Source organism: Nonomuraea sp. NPDC051191, from assembly GCF_044455665.1.
In the GTDB taxonomy this organism is placed as follows: Bacteria; Actinomycetota; Actinomycetes; order Streptosporangiales; family Streptosporangiaceae; genus Nonomuraea.
Map to the genome: position 1 here is coordinate 365,196 of NZ_JBITEZ010000001.1, position 18,139 is coordinate 383,334.

An 18,139-nucleotide genomic window follows, 5' to 3' on the forward strand; every position below is an offset into this window, starting at 1 on the left:
GATGATCATCACACGGTGGTGGCTTCCTCCGCCACGTCGAGCCGCGAGTGCGCGGCGAGGGCCTGCAGCGCGCGCATCGCCGCGCCCGCATGGTTGCCCCAGGTGTTGAAGTAGGAGTACTGCCACCACCACAACGCCTCGTGCGGACGGCCGGCGTGGAAGTGACGCAGCCCGTGGATGAGGTCGGCGGCCACCGCGGTCAGATCGTCCGACAGCCGGTACGGCGTGACCGACGTGTCCTTGTACGGGTCGAACACCTCGGCGTAGTCGTCGACCGCCTCCAGCCGCTCGGCCAGCGCCGTGCGCACGCCGTCGATGTCGGGGTCCTCGCTCATCGGCGGCTCGTAGTTGCCCGAGAGGATCACGTCGCGGTTGGCGCCGAGCTTGGCCCCGGCCAGGCTCACCTGCGCGACCTCCACCAGGAGCAGCGACCAGATCGCGTCGCCGCCCTCGCCGCCGGCGACCCTGGTCAGGCCGTCGACGTAGTTCTGCGCGTGCGCGGCGATCTCTTCGGCGAGCACATCCCACATATCAGACATCCAGGAGCCTCCGTCCTTCGAAAGCACGGCCCAGGGTCACCTCGTCGGCGTACTCGAGGTCACCGCCCACCGGCAGGCCGCTGGCGAGTCGTGTCACTTTGATGCCCATCGGCTTGACCAGACGGGCGAGGTAGGTAGCGGTCGCCTCGCCTTCGAGATTGGGGTCGGTGGCGAGGATGAGCTCGGTGACCCGCCCGTCGGCCAGGCGCGTCATGAGCTCGCGGATGCGCAGGTCGTCGGGGCCGACACCGTCGATCGGGCTGATCGCGCCGCCGAGCACGTGGTACGTGCCGCGGTACTCGCGCGTCTTCTCGATCGCCACGACGTCCTTCGACTCCTCGACCACGCAGATGACGTGCGTGTCGCGCCGCGGGTCGCGGCAGATGCGGCACTCCTCCTCGGAGGCCACGTTGCCGCACACCCGGCAGAAGCGCACCTTGTCCTTGACCTCGAGCAGCGCGTGCGCCAACCGCTTGACGTCGGCCGGGTCGGCCGACAGCAGATGGAACGCGATGCGCTGCGCGCTCTTGGGACCGACCCCGGGCAGCATGCCGAGCTCGTCGATCAGGTTCTGGACGACCCCTTCGTACATGCCTAGAACCCTGGCAGCTGTCCGAGTCCGCCGCCGCCCAGACCTTGGGCGAGCGGGCCGAGCTTCTCCTGCTGCAGGTCGGCGGCGGCGCGCACCGCGTCGCGGACGGCCGCGATCACCAGGTCGGCGATCGTGTCGGCGGTGTCCTGCGGGTCGGCCGCGTCGATCACGCTCGGGTCGATCTTGAGTTCGAGCAGCTCACCTGAGCCGTTGACGACGGCCGTGACCATGCCGCCGCCTGACGAGCCCTCGATCTGCGCGTCGTTGAGCTCCTGCTGGGCGCTCACAAGCTGCTGCTGCATGAGCTGAGCCTGCTCCAGCAGCTGCTGCAGGTTGACATCCCCTGGGTTCACCGTCGTGCGCTCCTCGTGGCTCCGGTTCTTGACTGCCACGAGCCTACGGTGTTTGGGCGGCGTCATGTACTGGGAGGGCTCCCCATGTTTCCCTCCAGACACGTCACGGTCCTTGGTCATGGCCGGATCTCGGCCCCCCTCCAGTGTCCGAGACCCGGCCATCACGTCGGACGGAGCGGCCGCACCACGCCGACGCGTGTTTCGGAACGCTAGTGCGACCAACGTTGCACACACGTTGCGTTCATTCAATCACCCTTCGCAATCCCCCTGAACGGCTTGCGCATATCGCCGCCAGGACGGATGCTCTTGTTGACTACTTGGAGTGACCGATGAGTTACGGCCATCTCGATGCGTACTCCCGCCTTCTACGCGGAGCACACGAAGCGGCGACTACGGGACAGAGTTCCCCCGATTCGCCTCGCACTCTGATCACGGCGTCCTGGCGGCGATCGCTTGCGGCGGGGATCGACCCGGATGGCCGGAGTGCTCCTTTGGTCTGCGAGTCCGCCGACATCGACGAGATCCGCGAGGCTCATCCGCTGCAACCGCTGCTGCCGCTGCTCGCCCAGACCCTCTCCGGCCTGGCGGACGAGACCGACCACGTCATGATCGTCACAGACCGTGACGGACGGGTCCTCTGGCGGGAGGGCAAAGGCGGCATCCTGCGCGACGCCGACCAGGTGGGCCTGGCCGACGGTCACCACTGGGGCGAGTGCATGGCCGGCACCAACGGCATCGGCACCGCGCTCGCCACCGGCCGGCCGGTCCACGTCTACTCCGAGGAACACCTGATGCGGGTGCTGCACGTCTGGTCGTGCAGCGCGGCGCCGATCAGCGATCCGGAGTCGGGCGACGTCATCGGCTGCGTCGACGTCAGCGGCATCGCGCGTTCCCTGCATCCGGCGACGGTCGCCCTGGTCAGCGCGACGGCCAAGCTCGCCGAGTCGCAGCTCGCCGTACGGATGCACGAGCGCGACGAACGCCTGCGCCGCCGCTACGAGTCCCTGCGCAACCGGGGAGGCATCCTGCTGTCCCCCACGGGCCGGGTCATCTCGGGCGATCCCATGGGCCGGCTCGGCACCCGCCTGTCCCTGTCCGGCCAGCGCATGATCCTGCGCGACGGGAGCGTCGCCTTCCTTGAGCCCTTCTGCGACGGCTACCTCCTGCGCGACACCCCGTCCGCGACGCCGCCCACCCTCCGCCTGACCTGCCTCGGCGAGGGCACCCCGACGGCCGACCTCGGCGACCGCGCGCACCCGCTCTCACTGCGCCACGCCGAGATCCTCGCCCTTCTCGCCCTGCACCCCCAGGGCCTGTCGGCCGACCAGCTCTCGTTCCACCTGTACGGCGACGACGGCAACCCGGTGACGATCCGGGCCGAGATCCATCGGCTGCGCAGCCAGCTCGGGGAGGTGCTGGCGGCGAAGCCGTACCGGCTGGTGTGCCCGGTCGAGGCCGACTTCCTCGGCCTTCGCCGGCTGCTGGCGTCGGGCGACACCGCCGCCCTGGCCCGCTCCTACCCCGGCCCGCTCCTGCCGCGCTCGGAGTCGCCGGACATCCGGCGCGAACGCGAGGAACTCGAAGCCCAGGTACGCGCGTGCCTCCTGCGCCACGGCTCCCCCGAGGACCTGTGGACGTACGCCCAGACTCCCAACGGCCGCGACGACTACCAGGTGCTCGAACGCCTGTCGGCCCTTCCGCCGACGGACCCGCGCTCGGCCGCCGCCCGCGCCCGTCTCTTCCCCTGACCGCGCCGGTCCCGGGCGGCCGTCGTCAGGTGTGGTCGATCTCGCCGATGACCTGGGCGCCGAGTTCGCGTTGCAGCAGGGCCATGCCGGAGACGGCGTCCACGTCGGCGTCGGCGTCGTTCAGCGGGTCGACTTCGTCGGCGTCGGCGGCCTTGTCACGACCGGGGATAGCGCTCGGCCACGCCGCCGCGCCGCCCGCGCGCGAGGCGGGGGCACGTGGCCCCGCCTGGGCGGCCGCCTTGGCAGCCGACCGCGCGGCGGCCAGGCCCGCTCCGACCGGCGCACCGGCGGGCTGCCGGGCGGTCACGGTCTGGGTGGGGTCGGGGCTCGGCGGGGAACCGGGGCTGAGGTCGTCGGGCGCGTCGGGCCAGGACTCGTCGGTGGTCGCGGGCACGGACGCGGCGGCCGGAGGTTGGCCCGGGTCCGGGGATGCCTGGTCGTCCTGGGAGCCGCCGTGGGAGGCGGATCGCCCCTGGGAGGTCGCCTGGACGCCGGCCCCGCCTTGCGGACTGGTCGTCGCCTGACCGGCGGCCGGGGCCGCCTGCGGCGCGGGGGCGGCGTGGCCGCCGGACGGCGGCTGCTGGCGTGCGGGGCCGCGGGTGGCCTGGGGCGCCGGTGAGCCGCCGACCACCGCCTCGACCCGCCAGGTGCCGCCGAGCACGTCGCCGAGCGCGGTCGCCACGACGGCGTCCTTGCCGCCGCCCGTGAAGTTCTTCATCGCGCCGACCTGGCTGAACCCGAGCGTGACCAGGTTGCCTTCGACGCCTACGACCTGGGCGTTCGTGCTGACGTTGGCCCAGACCACGATGCTGCGCTGCTTGAGCGCGGCCAGCACGGCGGGCCACTGCTGCTGCATGCCGCCCGCCCCGCCCGCGACCGGGCCGGAAGCGACCGGAGCCGCAGCCGCAGCCGGAGCGGTGGGGGCCGGTGCGGGCGCGCCGGAGACCTGGGCCGCCGCCGAGCCGGGACGTACGGGCTCGGGCCAGTCGTCGGCCCCTCCGCTCACAGGCGCGGGACCGTCGACGGGCGTCGCAGGCTCCTGAGCCACCGCGTCGTGACCGGCGGCCACGGGCGCGGCGACCTGGACGGCCGGAGGAGCGACGGCGGGAACGGGCACGTCATGGCCGCCTGAAGCCGCCGGACGCGGGATCGTCACCGCGCCCGCCCTGGAGGCCATCTGGGCGACCGTGCCGCCGCGCTCCAGGCGTTCGAGCCGGGCGAGCAGGGACGCCTCACCCTGCGAGGCGCCCGGCAGCAGGACGCGCGCGCACATGAGTTCGAGCAGCAGGCGCGGCGAGGTGGCGCCGCGCATCTCGGTGAGCCCCGCGTTGAAGATCTCGGCCGCGCGGGTGAGCTCGGCGGGACCCATCGAGGACGCCTGCTGCACCAGCCGCTCCAGCTCGTCGGCGGGACGGTCGAGCAGCCCGCTCGACGCCGCCTCGGGCACATTGGCCAGGATCACCAGGTCGCGGAAGCGCTCCAGCAGGTCGGAGGCGAAGCGGCGCGGGTCGTGGCCGCCCTCGATCACCCGGTTGACCGCCTGGAACACCTGGCCGCCGTCACGCGCGGCGAACGCGTTGACGACCTCGTCGAGCAGGTCGCCGTCGGTGTAGCCGAGCAGGGAGACGGCCTTGGCGTAGGTGATGCCGTCCTCCTCGGCCCCGGCGAGGAGCTGGTCGAGGATGGAGAGCGAGTCACGTGCCGAGCCGGCGCCCGCGCGTACGACCAGCGGCAGGGCGGGCGGCTCGAAGGGCACGCCCTCGGAGGTGAGGATCTCCTCCATCAACACCTTGAGCGTCGCCGGCGGCATCAGCCTGAACGGATAGTGGTGCGTACGCGACTTGATGGTGCCGATGACCTTTTCCGGCTCGGTCGTCGCGAAAATGAACTTCAGGTGCGGCGGAGGCTCCTCGACGAGCTTGAGCAGCGCGTTGAAACCCTCGCGGGTCACCATGTGCGCCTCGTCGATGATGTAGATCTTGTAGCGCGCCGACACGGGCGCGAAGAAGGCGCGTTCGCGCAGGTCACGGGCGTCGTCGACGCCACCGTGGGAGGCCGCGTCGATCTCGATGACGTCGAGGTGGCCGGGACCGGTCGGGGCGAGCGCGACACACGACTCGCAGGTGCCGCAGGGGTCGGGCGTCGGGCCCTGCTCGCAGTTGAGAGAGCGGGCGAGAATCCGCGCGCTGGAGGTCTTGCCGCATCCACGGGGGCCGCTGAACAGGTAAGCGTGGTTGATGCGGCCCGTACGCAACGCCTGCCGCAGCGGATCTGTGACGTGTTCCTGACCCTTGACCTCGGCGAAGGTCCCGGGTCGATACCTGCGGTAAAGCGCAAGGCTCATGCGACCATCCCGCCTGCGAGGGGGCTCTCAACGAAGAGACCCCCCGCACACCCGCCAGAGCCCGCTTATCCTTGCTGCCTTCCGGCCCTGGGGAGGTTCACAGGATGACGCCGCGCGAGGGGTCCCTGGACAGTCTAACCGGCCTCAGCAGTGCTCGCTCCACGGTTCGGGCCAAGAGCGTCCCGGAAAAATCGCGGTCACCACAGTGCTGGAAGTCCGGTAAGCTCGTCGGCGGAGGATTCGCCTAGTGGCCGAGGGCGCACGCTTGGAAAGCGTGTAAAGGGCAACCTTTCAGGGGTTCAAATCCCCTATCCTCCGCCAGTTCAGAAGGGGTGTGCCGTGATCACGGCACACCCCTTCTGGCTTTGGAAGGGCGCTTCGACGATGGCGTAGGTGTAGTGGCGCTCCGCCTCGCTGAAGTCCATGAGGCGTTCGACGATCACTTCGCCGTCCGGGTTGGTCAGCCGGCGGACGCGGCCGCCTTCGAGCATGGTGCTCTCGGGGATGTACGGAAGCCAGTCGGGCAGGGCGTGGAACCCTCCGATGAGATCCCAGACCCGCTCCGGGGAGGCGGGCAGGACGCGGCTGACCGAGGTCGTTGCCATGGTCGTTCTCCTGGTGGTCGTTCTCCTGGTGGTCGTTCTCCTGGATCGTGGCGGTACGGGCGAGGTCAGGCGCCGCCGGGGAGCGGGGCGGCCGGGCTGACCAGGCCGAGGGCGCGGAGTTCCTCCCAGAACGCGGCGGGCACGGTCTCGTTCAGCGCGGCGACGTCCTCGGCGATCCGGCTGGGACGGGTGGCCCCTGGTACAGCGGCCACGGCCACCGGATGGGCGAGGGAGAACTGCAGGGCGGCCGCCTTGATGCTGACGCCGTACCGCTCGGCGAGGGCCTTGATCTGGCCGACGCGCTCGACGATCTCCGGTGGCGCCTGCTGGTACTCGAAATGGGTGCCGCCGGCGAGGACGCCGGAGCTGTAGGGCCCGCCGACGACCATGCTGACGTCCTGCTCCTCGGCCATGGGCAGCGGCCGTTGCAGGGCGTGCTCGTGGTCGAGGAGCGTGTAGCGGCCGGCGAGCAGGTAGCCGTCGGGCTGGGGTTCGTCCAGGGCGAGGGTCAGCTCGATCGGCTCGGTGCGGTTGACGCCCAGGCCCCAGCCCCGGATCACGCCTTCGTCGCGCAGCCGGGCCAGCACCCGGAATGCCCCGGTACGGGCCTCCTCGAACTTCTGCAGCCACACGTCGCCGTGGAAGTCCTGGGCGATGTCGTGCACCCAGACGATGTCCAGCCGGTCGACGCCCAGTCGCTTGAGGCTGTCCTCGATCGACGTTCGGTGGCGGGAGCGGTCCATTCGTCGAGCATCCGGTTCGGGCGGCCGTGCTCGAACAGCCCGCCCTTCTCGCCCAGTTCCCGGTCGCCGCTCTCCACCTCGTCGAGGATGACGCGGCCCACCTTCGTCGACAGGACGTAGGAGTCGCGGGGCTTGCCGGACAGCAGCGTGCCGAGCCGGGACTCGGCCAGGCCGGCCCCGTAGAAGGGGGCGGTGTCGTAGTAGCGGATGCCGTGGTCCCAGGCGGCCTCCAAGGTGGCGTGCACCTCTTCCTCGGGGATCGCGCGGAACATGTTGCCGAGGGGAGCCGCGCCGAACCCGAGTCGGCCGGGAAGGATTCCCGCGAGTGACATGACATTTCTTCCTTCCCTGTGCCGGCACTGCGGCCAGGTGGCGGGCTTGCCTGGCGCGACGGCCCGCGACAAGTGTCTGGAGTCCAATCCCCTGCAGGCCGGAGGTCGCACTTCGCGTGGGTAGAGAGCGGTCCCCCAAGCCGGACGGCCTTCTTTACGCTGGTCCAGCCCGGCGTGATCAAGCGCTCCGGCATCCCCGACCCGAAGGACACACCCGTGGCCCGCATGCTTCGCCACCTCGATGAAGAGCTCCGCCTGTTCTACGGAAGGCTCTGCCTGTACGGCGGCACCGAGATCCCGGAGTTCAGCGACGACGAGTCGGAGGCCACCCACGAGACGGTGACCGTCCGCCTGGAGGCATGGGACGTCGAGCCGCCGGAGCCGGGCCCCGACTGGAGAGCGATCGAGCAGACGGGCTTCACGGCCGCGACCGGAGTCGTTCAGATGGGGGTGTTGGACGGCAATGGCGGTGATTTCCTGATCGGTCCGCCCTGGTTCGAGTACGGCCTGACCGTGCACGTCCACAGCGTGAACATGCTGCGCTGGGTGTTCCGGTTCTGGCCGATCCGGGATGTCTTCGACCCGCTCGTGCACATGAGGCCGAAGGAACCGGCCGGAGCCGCGCTGGAGCACCGCCGGGTGCCCGTTCCCGTCACGGAGGCCGGGCAGTGGGCGGCGATGCGGCAGGACAGGTTCAGGTCCCCGCAGGAAAGCGTGTCGTGGACGGCCCCGGCGCAGGATCATCTCGGCGCCGATCCGATCGCCCGCAAGTTCAGCCTGCTTCAGCAGGATCCGGTCTCACGTGCGCTGAACCCCGATCACGTGCCCACCTTCCCGGCTTCCGTGGATTCGGACCGGAACCCGGGCGAGACCTACCGGATGTGGCGCTGGGAGACGTGGACCGCCGACGGCCGCCCGCCGGACGGACACCTTCGGACGGGCAGGATCGTGCACCTGCGTGACGTCCACGAGGGCCGGGTGCTGGCCTCGGGCATCGTGACGATGCTCCACACCGAGGACGGGCGTCGCCACGTCCGGGACGCCGAACCCCACGAGGCCGCCCGGGTCCTCTGCGCCGAGGAAACCTGGACGGAATAACGCGATCCTCGGAACGGGTGGCAAGAACGGAATTCGTCAGGATATCTTGACGGTCATGACTCTGAGCATCGCCGATCTTCCCGGCCACGAGGGCTTCGCCGCGCCCGTCCTGCCCGACGGGGAGCTGGCCTCGACGTCCAGCGCCTTCACCAGGTCGTACGTCGGATACCAGGCCGCGTGTTCGTGCGGGTGGGCCGATCGGCGGCGGTATCCGGCGACGCCCGAGGGGGCCAAGGAGGCGGAGTACCGGTGGTGGAGCAGGCACACGCCGCCACTGCTCGCCGCCGCCCCGCCCGCGTGGCTGGTGACCAAGTCGAACCTGCTGTGCGAGCAGGTCGTGAAGCTCTCCGCTGATCGTCCGCTGGCCGCGCTCACCCTGCTGTCCCAGCTGGAGAGCTGGCAGCGCACACTGCTCGACCAGGCCGTCGCCGGAGCGCGCGAGAACGGCGCCTCCTGGACGGAGATCGGCGAGGCCATGGGCATCTCCAAGCAGGCGGCCCACGAACGCTTCAGGGCCCAGGTGAGCCGGTAGAGCCCGTCAGGCCGGCACGAGGGCCTTCGAGCGGTCGGCGACCATGCGTACGGCGAAGACGCCGAGCACCGTGCCCATCGCGTACCGCTGCACCCGCAGCCACACCGGACGACGGGCGAGGAAGGCGGCGAGGCCGCCGGCCGAGACCGCGATCAGCGCATTGACGAGCGTGCCGATCGCGATCTGCACCGAGCCGAGCGCGAGGCTCTGCAGCAGCACGTGCCCCATGGCGGGGTCGATGAACTGCGGAAGCAATGACAGGTACAGGATCGCGATCTTGGGATTCAGCAGGCAGGTGAGCAACCCCATGGCGAACAGCTTCCGCGGCCGCTCGACCTCCAGCTCCCGTGGCTGGAAGACCGACGCGCCGCCCGGCCTGATCGCGTTCCAGGCCATCCAGAGCAGGTACGCGGCCCCGGCCAGCTTCAGCGCCGTGTAGGCCACCGGCACGTACGCGAACACGGCCGTCAGTCCGAGGCACGTCGCCGTCAGGTACGTCATGAACCCCAGCGCGACGCCGACGAGCGAGATCAGCCCGGCGCGGGGCCCCTGGCTGATCGAGCGGGACACCAGATAGATCATGTTCGGCCCCGGCGTCAGAACCATGCCCAGGGACACCAGCGCGATCCCGATCAACCCACCCGTCATGGCGGCAGATTAACCGACAAATGCGGAAAAATCATGCTCGCACATAGTGCTCTGCGTAATCACCTGACTACGGGGGATGAAGCAGGGTATGCAGTTCGACGATGACACCCCACTCGACCCCTCACAGGTCGAGGACGTCCGGGCCTCCGGCTCCCAGCCCGGCCGCGGCGGCGGCGGTGGCTGGGGCGGGATGCCGGGCGGCGGCTGCATGTTGCCCATCGGCGGCCGTGGCGGCGGCTGCCTGCTGCTGGTCCTGGCCGTGGCCGGGCTGTTCCTGTTCAAGCTCGCCCCCTCGCCCTTCCGCGGCGACGAGGGCGGCGAGCAGGGCGGCGGACGCTACCCGAGCGCCCCCGGCCAGCTCTCCCCCAGCGGCAACCTCGCCGAACGCTGCCGTACGGGCGCCGACGCCGACCAGGCGGAGGACTGCCGGGTCGTCGGCACGGTGAACAGCATCCAGTCCTACTGGCGGCATGCGTTCAAGGAGCGCGACAAGGAGTACACGCCGGCCAAGACCGTGCTGTTCTCGCGGGCCGTGAACACCGGCTGCGGCCCGGCCGACTCGGCCGTGGGCCCGTTCTACTGCCCGAGCGACCGCAAGGTCTACCTGGACCTGGCCTTCTTCGACACCCTCCAGCGCGACTTCGGCGCCGAGGGCGGCCCGTTCGCCCAGGCGTACGTGGTCGCCCACGAGTACGGCCACCACGTCCAGAACCTGTTCGGCACCATGGACAAGGTCGGCAACAACAGCAGGCCGGGCGCCAACAGCGCGTCCGTGCGCCTGGAACTGCAGGCCGACTGCTACGCCGGCGTCTGGGCGCACAACGCGGTCAAGACCGGCTTCTACCGCGAACCTTTCACCCCGGCCGACATCAACCAGGCCCTCGACGCCGCCGCGGCGGTCGGCGACGACAGCATCCAGCGCCGTTCCCAGGGCCGCGTCACCCCCGACGCCTTCACCCACGGCACCTCGCAGCAACGCGAGAAGTGGTTCGGCGTCGGGTACGACACCGGCGTCCCGGAGAGATGTGACACCTTCTCGAATGGCATCTAGGCGGCCAGTTGGGGAAGCTCTGTAGCGGGCAGCACCCCAGAAGGGACGTCAGATATGGATTTCAAGGACGACGTCAACCTCGATTCGTCGCAGGTCGAGGACGTCGGTGGTCGCGGTGGCGGCGGGTTCTCGGGCGGCGGCTTCCCCGGCGGCATGGTCCTCGGGGGCGGCGGGATCGTCGGCCTGATCGCCTTAGTGCTGGTGTTCGTGCTCAACAACCTGGGCGGCGGCGGTGGCGACGGCGAGCCCGCGCAGAAGCAGCCTCCGGCCAAGCTCTCCCAGGAGTGCAAGACGGGCAAGGACGCCGATCAGTCGGAGAAGTGCCGCGTCGTGGGCGTGGTCAACAGCATCCAGGACTACTGGAAGCAGGAGATCTCCGGCTACCGGACGTCGAAGACGGTCCTGTACTCCGGCAGCCTCCGTACCGGCTGCGGCGCGGCCAGCTCCGCCGTCGGCCCGTTCTACTGCCCCAGTGACCAGCGCGTCTACCTCGACCTGAGCTTCTTCGACCAGCTCCACAGCCAGTTCGGCGCCAAGGGCGGCCCCTTCGCCCAGGCTTACGTGATCGCCCACGAATACGGCCACCACGTCCAGGACCTGCGCGGCGCCCTCCAGTCCGACACCGGCAGTTCGGTCCCCGTCGAGCTCCAGGCCGACTGCTACGCCGGCGTCTGGGCGCAGAACGCGGTCAAGACGGGCTTCTACGAAAAGCCCTTCACCCAGACGGAAATCGCCGAGGCCCTGGACGCCGCGGCCGCCGTGGGCGACGACAGAATCCAGCAACGCACGAGCGGCAGAATCGATCCCGAATCGTTTACGCACGGCTCGTCCGAGCAACGCGTCAACGCCTTCCAGCGCGGCTACCAAAACGGCCGGCCCGGCGACTGTGAACAGTCTGAGCTGGGCCGATAGCCCCGGAGAACGCACGGGGTCGAATTCTCTCCTAAAATGAGGTGGGTGATCTTCAAGCTCGTCGGCGACGGACGCCCTTATCCCGAACACGGTCTGACGAACCGAGAGTGGGCGCAGATCCCTCCCAGGCAGGTCCGACTCGACTCGTTGATCACCACGAAGGCCATGCTGGACCTGCATTCGCTGCTCGCCGCCGACTCCACCTTCTACGGCGACCTGTTCCCGCACGTGGTGCAGTGGAAGGGCGAGCTCTATCTGGAGGACGGCCTCCACCGGGCCCTGCGCGCGGCCCTGCACCAACGGTCGATCCTGCACGCCAGAGTCCTGGATCTGCCCAGCTGAAACGCGCCGGAAAAGGGAGCCGTCATTCGCGGCTCCCTTTTTCATGTGTCAACCTGATCGACGTGCCGTGCGTCACGCCCGCGTCTTTCGACATCCTTTGGAGAATGCCGTGTCGTATCCACCGCCACATGGGCCGTGGCCGCCACCCGGATACGGCCCGCCGCACTACTCCCACCAGCCGGTCCAGGAGTACTTCGAGGAGCCTGGGCCCATCGACAATCGCAACCTGATCGTGTTGCTGGCGATCGGGCTGCCGCTGTTGCTCCTCAGCGCCTGCGGCGCCCTGTTCTTCGTCCTGGCCGACGACGGCCGCCCGGAGTCCCGCGCCGGCGAGACGGTCCAGACGCAGGTCGTCGAGGACAGCCCGCCCGACATCCAGCTCAACCTGAACCCGCCGTCCGACGGGCCCACCCAGCAGCCCTGAGGGCAAAAGAAAAGGGCCTCCGAGGTCGTCGGAGGCCCGATGGCGGTGGTGGTGGGATTTGAACCCACGGATGAGTTGCCCCATCACACGCTTTCGAGGCGTGCGCCCTCGGCCACTAGGCGACACCACCGCGGACGAGCTTACCGGATTCTGCGAGTGGCGAAGAACTCCTTAAGGACAGCGGAGCACTCTTCGGCCAAGACACCCATGACGACCTCGGGCCGGTGGTTGAGTCTCCGGTCACGTACGACGTCCCAGAGCGAGCCCACGGCGCCGCCCTTCTCGTCCACGGCGCCGTACACGATCCGGTCGACCCGGGCGAGCACGGCCGCGCCCGCGCACATCGTGCAGGGCTCCAGGGTGACCACCAGTGTGCAGCCGGCCAGCCGCCACTGCCCGCGCAGCGCGGCGGCCCGCCTGAGCGCGAGCACCTCGGCGTGCGCGGTGGGATCGGCGGCGGACTCGCGATCGTTGCCCGCCGCGGCCAGCACCTCGCCGAGCGGCCCGAGCACGACGGCGCCGACGGGGATCTCGCCCCTGCCCCCGGCCGCGACGGCCTCGGCCAGCGCCAGGCGCATCGCTTCCTCGTGGGCCGCTTCCTCGTGGGTCACTTTCTCGTGGGTCACTTTCTCGTGGGTCAACGCAACCGGTCGAGCTCGTCGGCGAACGACAGCCGTTCGGCGATCACCGAGAGGACGTCGGCGGGCAGCAGGCCCTCCTCCATGCTCAGCTCCAGCAGCTCCTCCGAGCTCACGCCGAGGTCGCTGAGCAGCTCGAAGTCACCGGCGGGACGGATGCCGAGGCCGTTGCCCTCCTTGTCGGGGGCCACGCCGGCGAACTCGGCGAACAGCTCCCCCATGCCGTTGGAGGTGATCGCGTGCACGTCCGACAGGAACACCCGGGGCTCGTCCTCGCCGCGGTAGCGGGCGATGGCGAACCATTCGTCCTCGACCTCGACGCAGAGCAGGGCCAGCTCGTCGCCCGTCAGGCCCAGGGCCTCGATGACGGCATCGCCGAAGTCGTCGACGATCTCCGCGTGGCGCAGGTCGACCTCTGCACCGGTCCAGCCGTCGGAAGTCCTGACAAAAGCCGCAGAGAAGGTGTTGGACGCCATGCCCGCACTCCAGGGGGGTCAGCCGAAGACCGTTTCGATGGCACGCTCGAACGGCTCGGAGAAGCCGAGCCGCGCGGCGATGCTGGACAGCACATCTTCGGGGAGGAGATCGATGTCGCCGGAGAGGATGCCCAGCTCCATCTCGTCCAACCCGAGATCGGCGAAGATCGACAGATCTCCCGCCGGCAGCACGGTCTCCTCGTCCTGGAGGATCTCGTCGAGCTCCTCCTCGTCGGGGACCGGCACGTCGAGGTAGTGCAGCACCTGGCGGGCGAGCGGGAAGTCCCAGGAGGCGGCGATGTCGGACAGGAAGACGTCGACCCGGTCACCGAGGACGCGCAGCGCCACGAAGAACTCGTCGCCGACCGCGACCAGGCCGATCGTGCCGCTCTCGCTCGGCTGCTGCCTGAGGGCCTGGATCAGGCCCTGGAGGTCGGACGTGAGCGTGACGGGCAACAACTCCGCGTGCCACCGCTCGTCCTCGCGATAAATCACGATGGCGAAGTCGAGCGCATCTTCGTCTGTCATCGTCATCCCCACCCGAGCCTCTGACACGACAGGTTCGCACCAGGCCCCAATCGTTCCAGAACAGGCCACGCGGCGTGTGCCTCTCCGACCAAATTGTGATCAAAACCAAAGGCCCGAGATGCCACCACTCCGTCCACCGGATACCGTTGGCCTCTATGGAAACCCTCGTCGTCGACCATCCGCTCGTGGCCCACAAGCTCACCACGCTGCGCGATGTCCGCACCGACTCGCCGACCTTCCGCAGGCTCGCGGACGAGCTGGTGATGCTGCTGGCGTACGAGGCGACGCGCGACGTACGGGTCACCGACGTCACCGTCCAGACCCCGGTCTCCCCCGCCCACGGCGTGCGCCTGGCCAAGCCGCAGCCGCTGGTCGTGCCCATCCTGCGCGCCGGGCTCGGCATGCTCGACGGCATGACGCGGCTGCTGCCCACCGCCGAGGTCGGCTTCCTCGGGATGATCCGCAACGAGTCCACCCTCCAGGCCGAGACGTACGCCACCCGCCTGCCCGACGACCTGTCCGGGCGTCAGTGCTTCGTCGTCGACCCGATGCTCGCCACGGGCGGCACGCTCGCCGCGGCCGTGCAGTTCCTGTTCGACCGGGGCGCGGTCGACGTCACCGCCATCTGCCTGCTGGCCGCCCCCGAGGGCCTGGCGTACATGGACAAGGTGTTCGCCAACTCCGGCAAGCCCATCCGCGTGGTCACCGCCGCCCTCGACGAGCGGCTCAACGAGAACGGCTACATCGTCCCCGGCCTCGGCGACGCCGGCGACCGCCTCTACGGCGTGGTCTGACCCTTCCATCGGCTCCCCTTCTCCTTACGCTGGGTCGTCACTTCGTTACATACTGTGGTTGGGTGGGTACGAAGAGACAGGAAGGGAACTTCCGCATGCGCGTGGGGGAAGCACGATGAGCGACATGCCCGGTGCCAAGGGGTCCTCGTGAATGAGCGAGCACCCGGCAACAGCAGTGCCCCGTCTCATGCGACCAGCACAGGAGGGCGCATGAGCGAGCACACCGAGGCGGACCCGACTCCGTACGCGGAGGTGGAGGCCGCACTTCGCGACGAGTTCGCCGGCGTGCATTCCTCGACCACCGTAACGCGCTGTGTGGAAGCAGCGCACTACGGCGCGCTGGAAGTCACCGGTTATGCGCATCCGAGCCTTGTGGAACGCATCGCCCGGAAGCACCTTCACGTCCTGGCGCTGGTCGCCAGCGAACGTGGCTAAGCAAGATCAAAACTAACCCGCCAAGTTACCTTTACCCCGGCTAGCGGGTGGGTAATGTATACGGCGGGTGGAGTGGGTTAGTGGCACGGAGGCGACAGTGCAGGTCAAAAAAGTCCTCACATACGGTGGTATCGCGTTTGTGGCGTACTACCTGTTCGCGCGACCAGCTGATGCCGCAGACGCGGTGAAGGGAGCGTTCGACACGGTGTTCAACGCGGCCGACTCTCTGGCCCAATTTGTGAACAATCTCGCATGAGACTGGTGACCCACGGGGACTCTGCTCCGTCGTCGGTCAACCGCTACCTCCTCCCCAACGAACAACAGGTCATCATGGTGCGGCGTCATCCCGCCGTACTTCTGCGTCCGGTCGCCGAGGTCTTCGGCGGCCTGGTCGTCGCCGGGCTCCTCAGCAAGTTCTTCGGTGGTGGGGAGTCCGGCGGCACCGCGCTCGTCGTGGTGTGGTGGCTGTGGCTGCTGCTGCTCGTCCGCTTCGTATGGAAAGTCGCGGAGTGGTCGGTCGATTACTTTGTGGTGACGTCCAAGCGCATGTTGCTCACCACAGGGTTGATCACGCGCAAGGTCGCGATGATGCCGCTCGGCAAGGTCACCGACATGAGCTTCCAGCGATCTCTCCTGGGGCGCATGCTCGGTTACGGCGAGTTCATCCTCGAGTCCGCTGGTCAGGACCAGGCTCTGTCAACGGTCGAGTACATTCCGTATCCGGAGACCCTCTACCTGGAGGTCTGCCAGATGCTTTTTCCCAGCAAGGACGAGAGCGACGATTAATCTCGACGTGGCAAATTCTTCACGCGGGGATACCAGATTCGGCCACTTCATGCAATCATTGCGTGTTGTTGACCCTTCCCCGCCTTGAGAGATGAGATGCCGAGTCAGGGAACCATCGGTGACCGCGTCCGTGGACTGCGGCTGAACAGGCGGATGTCCCAGGCCCAGTTGGCCGGACCCGACCTGTCTGACAGTTATGTCTCGCTCATCGAGTCGGGCAAGCGTACGCCGACTCCTGTCGTGGCCCGCCTCCTCGCCGAGCGGCTGGGATGCACCACCGAGTTCCTCCTGCACGGCATCGAGCCGAGGCAGCGCATCGACACCGAGCTGGGTCTCCGCCATGCCGAGCTGGAGCTGCAGCACGGCGACCCCGCGGTTGCGGCCGACCGTTTCACGGAGATCGTGAAGGCCGCCGACGAGGAGAACGCCATGCTCACCGCGCACGCCCGGTTCGGCCGGGCCCGTGCGCTGGAGGTGCAGGGGCGTCTCGGGCAGGCCGTCGAGGCGTTCGAGCGGCTGCGCAGGGAGGCCGCCGCGCATCCCGAGCGCCTGGCCGACCTGCCGCTCACGATCGCGCTGAGCCGCTGCTACCAGCGGGCCGGCGACCGGTTGAGGGCCCGTGACCTGGCCGCGTCCGCGCTGGAGCAGGCCGAGCGGCTGTCCATCTCGCAGGGCGAGATCGCGGTCGACCTGGCCACCGCTCTGGTCGAGGCGCGCAGCGAGCGTGAGGGCGACTCCCCCGAGCTCGAGTACGTCAAGAGGGTGCTGGACAACAGCGGCGTTCCTGAAGTTATGGACCGTTCCGAGGAAATCCACGCGCTGTGGCAGGCGAGTTCCGCCGCCGCCGCCGGGGAGGACTCCGCGCTGGCCGTGCGCCTGGCCGACGACGCCATCATGGCGGGCCGTCAGGCCCGGCTCGCGCTTCAGCTCGCGCGGGCGGCCATGCACTGGTCCAGGCTGGTCACCGCGCCCCTCGACGAGGCCGAGCGGCTGGCCGCCGCCGCGTCGCGCGCCTTCGCCGCCTCTCCCGGCAGCGTCCGTGAGCACGGCGAGAGCCTGATCGCGCACGCGCGGGTCCGGCTGCGGGCGGGCGACCAGACGGGCGCCGCCGAGCTGGCCACCACGGCGCTGGGGCTGGCCCACGACGGTTCGGGCACCACGCCGGCCGAGGCGAACCTTCTGCTCGCCACCGTCGCGCTCGACCTCGACGGCAGTGCCACGACGCAGCTCCGCACCGCGCACGAGATGCTCGACTCGCTCGACCGTCCGGTGTTCGGATCCGACAGGCAGGCCGCCCGCTGCTGGCGCGAGCTGGGTGACCTCTACGGCAGGGTCGGGGCGAGAGCACAGCAGACCGCGGCATATCGTAAAGCCCTTGAAGCTGCCGGAGTTCGCTCGGCATTGGCAGGGGTGACGGTAGACGCCACGGTCGCGCACTGAACCTCCGGGAGCTCCAGATTTGGACTTTTGAGTCTGGAATAATTAGGGTCTACCAGTCATTGACTCATAGGATGATTGGTTTCCCCGGAGGAGGCGGACTGTGAGTCTGCGTACGGCGCAGCGGGCTTCGCTCGTCGACCAGGTGATCGATCAGCTCAAGGAGCAGATCACCTCAGGGTCGTGGCAGATGAACGGCAAGATCCCCACCGAGACGGTGCTCGCCGAGCAGCTCGGGGTGGGGCGCAACACCGTTCGCGAGGCCGTACGTGCGTTGACGCACGCCGGGCTGCTGGAGTGCCGTCAGGGGGACGGCACTTACGTCCGGGCGACCAGTGAGCTGTCGGGGGCGATGCTGCGCCGGCTGCGCCAGGCCGAGCAGCTGGAGATCCTTGAGGTGCGGCGCGCGCTGGAGGTCGAGTCCGCCCGGCTGGCCGCGACCCGCCGCACCGACGAGGACATCCGCCGCATCGAGGCCGCGCTGGCCGAACGCGACCGCGCCTGGGAGCTGGACGACCCCGACTTCTTCGTCGAGGCCGACCTCGCCTTCCACATGGCGGTCGCGCACGCCACCCACAACCTCGTGCTCATCGACCTCTACGAGGACTTCTCGGCGGCTCTGCGGGCCAGCATCACGGCCGCGGGCACGTCGTTCAACAAGAGCTACATCCCGCACGACGCCATCGCCCGTGCCATCGCCGCCGGGGACGCCACCGCGGCCGAGCGGGCCGGGCACGCGTGCATGGAGCACATCCTCATCGCCCTCACCGACGCCTGACCGG

General features: G+C 69.3%; 23 protein-coding genes, 2 tRNA genes, 1 other RNA gene and 1 pseudogene. 14 read left to right on the forward strand and 13 right to left on the reverse strand.

From position 1 onward, the window contains the following. Positions 1-8 precede the first annotated feature (8 nt). The 3 genes from ACIA8R_RS01560 to ACIA8R_RS01570 are packed head-to-tail and all read right to left on the reverse strand — an operon-like array spanning position 9 to position 1,484. Positions 9-539 (reverse strand): DUF5063 domain-containing protein, encoded by a 531-nt coding sequence (locus tag ACIA8R_RS01560; protein ID WP_352362187.1) that lies wholly within the window; start codon positions 537-539, stop codon positions 9-11. Further along, a complete protein-coding gene (gene recR, locus ACIA8R_RS01565; protein WP_357693436.1) occupies positions 532-1,131 on the reverse strand; it encodes a recombination mediator RecR in 600 nt (199 codons plus the stop codon). The genes ACIA8R_RS01560 and recR overlap by 8 nt, the downstream gene beginning before the upstream one ends. 2 nt (positions 1,132-1,133) lie before the next feature. Beyond that, entirely contained in the window at positions 1,134-1,484 is a 351-nt protein-coding gene (locus ACIA8R_RS01570) for a YbaB/EbfC family nucleoid-associated protein (RefSeq protein WP_125640519.1), read from the reverse strand. A gap of 491 nt (positions 1,485-1,975) precedes the next feature. Here ACIA8R_RS01570 and ACIA8R_RS01575 point away from each other — a divergent pair, with 491 nt between their 5' ends. Then, positions 1,976-3,232, forward strand: coding sequence for a GAF domain-containing protein (locus ACIA8R_RS01575; protein ID WP_357693434.1), 1,257 nt, complete (start codon positions 1,976-1,978; stop codon positions 3,230-3,232). 25 nt (positions 3,233-3,257) lie between these two features. Here the strand turns inward: ACIA8R_RS01575 and ACIA8R_RS01580 are convergent, their stop codons facing one another. Together ACIA8R_RS01580 and ffs are read right to left on the reverse strand one after the other, a co-directional pair. Continuing rightward, positions 3,258-5,576 carry a DNA polymerase III subunit gamma and tau gene (locus ACIA8R_RS01580; protein ID WP_397035895.1) on the reverse strand — a complete coding sequence of 773 codons (2,319 nt, stop codon included), beginning with the start codon at positions 5,574-5,576 and terminating at the stop codon, positions 3,258-3,260. 31 nt (positions 5,577-5,607) lie between these two features. Next, an RNA gene (gene ffs / locus ACIA8R_RS01585) (signal recognition particle sRNA small type) lies at positions 5,608-5,703 on the reverse strand. Positions 5,704-5,809: 106 nt separating this feature from the next. Here ffs and ACIA8R_RS01590 point away from each other — a divergent pair. Beyond that, a tRNA-Ser gene (locus ACIA8R_RS01590) sits at positions 5,810-5,897 on the forward strand. Positions 5,898-5,899: 2 nt separating this feature from the next. Here ACIA8R_RS01590 and ACIA8R_RS01595 read toward each other — a convergent pair. The 3 genes and pseudogenes from ACIA8R_RS01595 to ACIA8R_RS01605 form a co-directional block, all read right to left on the reverse strand. Next, positions 5,900-6,181 carry an SRPBCC family protein gene (locus tag ACIA8R_RS01595; RefSeq protein ID WP_397035897.1) on the reverse strand — a complete coding sequence of 94 codons (282 nt, stop codon included), beginning with the start codon at positions 6,179-6,181 and terminating at the stop codon, positions 5,900-5,902. A gap of 65 nt (positions 6,182-6,246) precedes the next feature. Continuing rightward, positions 6,247-6,924, reverse strand: a complete 678-nt coding sequence (locus ACIA8R_RS01600; protein WP_397035899.1) for an aldo/keto reductase — start codon at positions 6,922-6,924, stop codon at positions 6,247-6,249. 104 nt (positions 6,925-7,028) lie between these two features. Continuing rightward, positions 7,029-7,256 (reverse strand): annotated as a pseudogene (locus tag ACIA8R_RS01605) (aldo/keto reductase); the annotation flags it as partial. 174 nt (positions 7,257-7,430) lie between these two features. Between ACIA8R_RS01605 and ACIA8R_RS01610 the strand changes: the two are divergent. Continuing rightward, a complete protein-coding gene (locus ACIA8R_RS01610; RefSeq protein WP_397035901.1) occupies positions 7,431-8,354 on the forward strand; it encodes a hypothetical protein in 924 nt (307 codons plus the stop codon). 55 nt (positions 8,355-8,409) lie between these two features. After that, a complete protein-coding gene (locus tag ACIA8R_RS01615; protein WP_364083680.1) occupies positions 8,410-8,886 on the forward strand; it encodes a hypothetical protein in 477 nt (158 codons plus the stop codon). A 6-nt stretch (positions 8,887-8,892) separates the two neighbouring features. Here the strand turns inward: ACIA8R_RS01615 and ACIA8R_RS01620 are convergent, their stop codons facing one another. Further along, positions 8,893-9,534: a LysE family translocator gene (locus ACIA8R_RS01620; protein ID WP_397035903.1), complete on the reverse strand. Its 642-nt coding sequence runs from the start codon at positions 9,532-9,534 to the stop codon at positions 8,893-8,895. Positions 9,535-9,622: 88 nt separating this feature from the next. Between ACIA8R_RS01620 and ACIA8R_RS01625 the strand changes: the two genes are divergently transcribed. The 4 genes from ACIA8R_RS01625 to ACIA8R_RS01640 all read left to right on the forward strand — a co-directional run bounded on the left by ACIA8R_RS01625 (position 9,623) and on the right by ACIA8R_RS01640 (position 12,263). Beyond that, the gene (locus tag ACIA8R_RS01625; protein ID WP_397035905.1) at positions 9,623-10,585 is read left to right on the forward strand and encodes a neutral zinc metallopeptidase; all 963 of its coding nucleotides are present in this window, start codon (positions 9,623-9,625) and stop codon (positions 10,583-10,585) included. Positions 10,586-10,639: 54 nt separating this feature from the next. Next, positions 10,640-11,497 (forward strand): neutral zinc metallopeptidase, encoded by an 858-nt coding sequence (locus tag ACIA8R_RS01630; RefSeq protein WP_397035907.1) that lies wholly within the window; start codon positions 10,640-10,642, stop codon positions 11,495-11,497. Between the two features lie 45 nt (positions 11,498-11,542). After that, positions 11,543-11,839, forward strand: coding sequence for a type II toxin-antitoxin system VapB family antitoxin (locus ACIA8R_RS01635; protein ID WP_357693414.1), 297 nt, complete (start codon positions 11,543-11,545; stop codon positions 11,837-11,839). A gap of 109 nt (positions 11,840-11,948) precedes the next feature. Next, positions 11,949-12,263 (forward strand): hypothetical protein, encoded by a 315-nt coding sequence (locus ACIA8R_RS01640; RefSeq protein ID WP_397035909.1) that lies wholly within the window; start codon positions 11,949-11,951, stop codon positions 12,261-12,263. Positions 12,264-12,303: 40 nt separating this feature from the next. Here the strand turns inward: ACIA8R_RS01640 and ACIA8R_RS01645 are convergent. From ACIA8R_RS01645 to ACIA8R_RS01660, 4 genes are all read right to left on the reverse strand, one after another. Next, positions 12,304-12,393: transfer RNA gene (locus tag ACIA8R_RS01645), tRNA-Ser, on the reverse strand. A gap of 10 nt (positions 12,394-12,403) precedes the next feature. Further along, positions 12,404-12,874, reverse strand: coding sequence for a tRNA adenosine(34) deaminase TadA (gene tadA / locus ACIA8R_RS01650; protein WP_357693410.1), 471 nt, complete (start codon positions 12,872-12,874; stop codon positions 12,404-12,406). 26 nt (positions 12,875-12,900) lie between these two features. Further along, positions 12,901-13,377 (reverse strand): tRNA adenosine deaminase-associated protein, encoded by a 477-nt coding sequence (locus tag ACIA8R_RS01655; RefSeq protein WP_357693408.1) that lies wholly within the window; start codon positions 13,375-13,377, stop codon positions 12,901-12,903. Between the two features lie 18 nt (positions 13,378-13,395). Further along, on the reverse strand, positions 13,396-13,911 hold the full coding sequence (locus ACIA8R_RS01660; RefSeq protein ID WP_397035911.1) for a tRNA adenosine deaminase-associated protein: 516 nt from the start codon (positions 13,909-13,911) through the stop codon (positions 13,396-13,398). A 149-nt stretch (positions 13,912-14,060) separates the two neighbouring features. Between ACIA8R_RS01660 and upp the strand changes: the two genes are divergently transcribed. The 6 genes from upp (at position 14,061) to ACIA8R_RS01690 (ending at position 18,135) form a co-directional block, all read left to right on the forward strand. Continuing rightward, positions 14,061-14,699 (forward strand): uracil phosphoribosyltransferase, encoded by a 639-nt coding sequence (gene upp, locus ACIA8R_RS01665; RefSeq protein ID WP_397035913.1) that lies wholly within the window; start codon positions 14,061-14,063, stop codon positions 14,697-14,699. 210 nt (positions 14,700-14,909) lie between these two features. After that, entirely contained in the window at positions 14,910-15,134 is a 225-nt protein-coding gene (locus ACIA8R_RS01670) for a hypothetical protein (RefSeq protein WP_352318442.1), read from the forward strand. Between the two features lie 97 nt (positions 15,135-15,231). Continuing rightward, positions 15,232-15,390, forward strand: a complete 159-nt coding sequence (locus ACIA8R_RS01675; RefSeq protein ID WP_352318444.1) for a hypothetical protein — start codon at positions 15,232-15,234, stop codon at positions 15,388-15,390. Beyond that, a complete protein-coding gene (locus tag ACIA8R_RS01680) occupies positions 15,387-15,920 on the forward strand; it encodes a PH domain-containing protein (protein WP_125640563.1) in 534 nt (177 codons plus the stop codon). Before ACIA8R_RS01675 ends, ACIA8R_RS01680 begins: the two co-directional genes overlap by 4 nt. A gap of 96 nt (positions 15,921-16,016) precedes the next feature. Beyond that, entirely contained in the window at positions 16,017-17,360 is a 1,344-nt protein-coding gene (locus tag ACIA8R_RS01685; protein ID WP_364083663.1) for a helix-turn-helix transcriptional regulator, read from the forward strand. A 100-nt stretch (positions 17,361-17,460) separates the two neighbouring features. After that, entirely contained in the window at positions 17,461-18,135 is a 675-nt protein-coding gene (locus ACIA8R_RS01690; protein ID WP_357693399.1) for a FadR/GntR family transcriptional regulator, read from the forward strand. Positions 18,136-18,139: the final 4 nt, after the last annotated feature.

Bases quoted from the DNA above. Each gene is read 5' to 3' on its own strand.
- ACIA8R_RS01630 (WP_397035907.1), top strand. From the start codon at position 10,640: ATGGATTTCAAGGACGACGTCAACCTCGATTCGTCGCAGGTCGAGGAC.
- ACIA8R_RS01560 (WP_352362187.1), bottom strand. From the start codon at position 539: ATGTCTGATATGTGGGATGTGCTCGCCGAAGAGATCGCCGCGCACGCG.
- ACIA8R_RS01625 (WP_397035905.1), top strand. From the start codon at position 9,623: ATGCAGTTCGACGATGACACCCCACTCGACCCCTCACAGGTCGAGGAC.
- ACIA8R_RS01680 (WP_125640563.1), top strand. From the start codon at position 15,387: ATGAGACTGGTGACCCACGGGGACTCTGCTCCGTCGTCGGTCAACCGC.
- ACIA8R_RS01660 (WP_397035911.1), bottom strand. From the start codon at position 13,911: ATGACGATGACAGACGAAGATGCGCTCGACTTCGCCATCGTGATTTAT.
- recR (WP_357693436.1), bottom strand. From the start codon at position 1,131: ATGTACGAAGGGGTCGTCCAGAACCTGATCGACGAGCTCGGCATGCTG.
- ACIA8R_RS01580 (WP_397035895.1), bottom strand. From the start codon at position 5,576: ATGAGCCTTGCGCTTTACCGCAGGTATCGACCCGGGACCTTCGCCGAG.
- ACIA8R_RS01620 (WP_397035903.1), bottom strand. From the start codon at position 9,534: ATGACGGGTGGGTTGATCGGGATCGCGCTGGTGTCCCTGGGCATGGTT.
- ACIA8R_RS01685 (WP_364083663.1), top strand. From the start codon at position 16,017: ATGCCGAGTCAGGGAACCATCGGTGACCGCGTCCGTGGACTGCGGCTG.
- ACIA8R_RS01595 (WP_397035897.1), bottom strand. From the start codon at position 6,181: ATGGCAACGACCTCGGTCAGCCGCGTCCTGCCCGCCTCCCCGGAGCGG.
- ACIA8R_RS01670 (WP_352318442.1), top strand. From the start codon at position 14,910: ATGAGCGAGCACACCGAGGCGGACCCGACTCCGTACGCGGAGGTGGAG.
- ACIA8R_RS01615 (WP_364083680.1), top strand. From the start codon at position 8,410: ATGACTCTGAGCATCGCCGATCTTCCCGGCCACGAGGGCTTCGCCGCG.
- upp (WP_397035913.1), top strand. From the start codon at position 14,061: ATGGAAACCCTCGTCGTCGACCATCCGCTCGTGGCCCACAAGCTCACC.
- ACIA8R_RS01655 (WP_357693408.1), bottom strand. From the start codon at position 13,377: ATGGCGTCCAACACCTTCTCTGCGGCTTTTGTCAGGACTTCCGACGGC.
- ACIA8R_RS01600 (WP_397035899.1), bottom strand. From the start codon at position 6,924: ATGGACCGCTCCCGCCACCGAACGTCGATCGAGGACAGCCTCAAGCGA.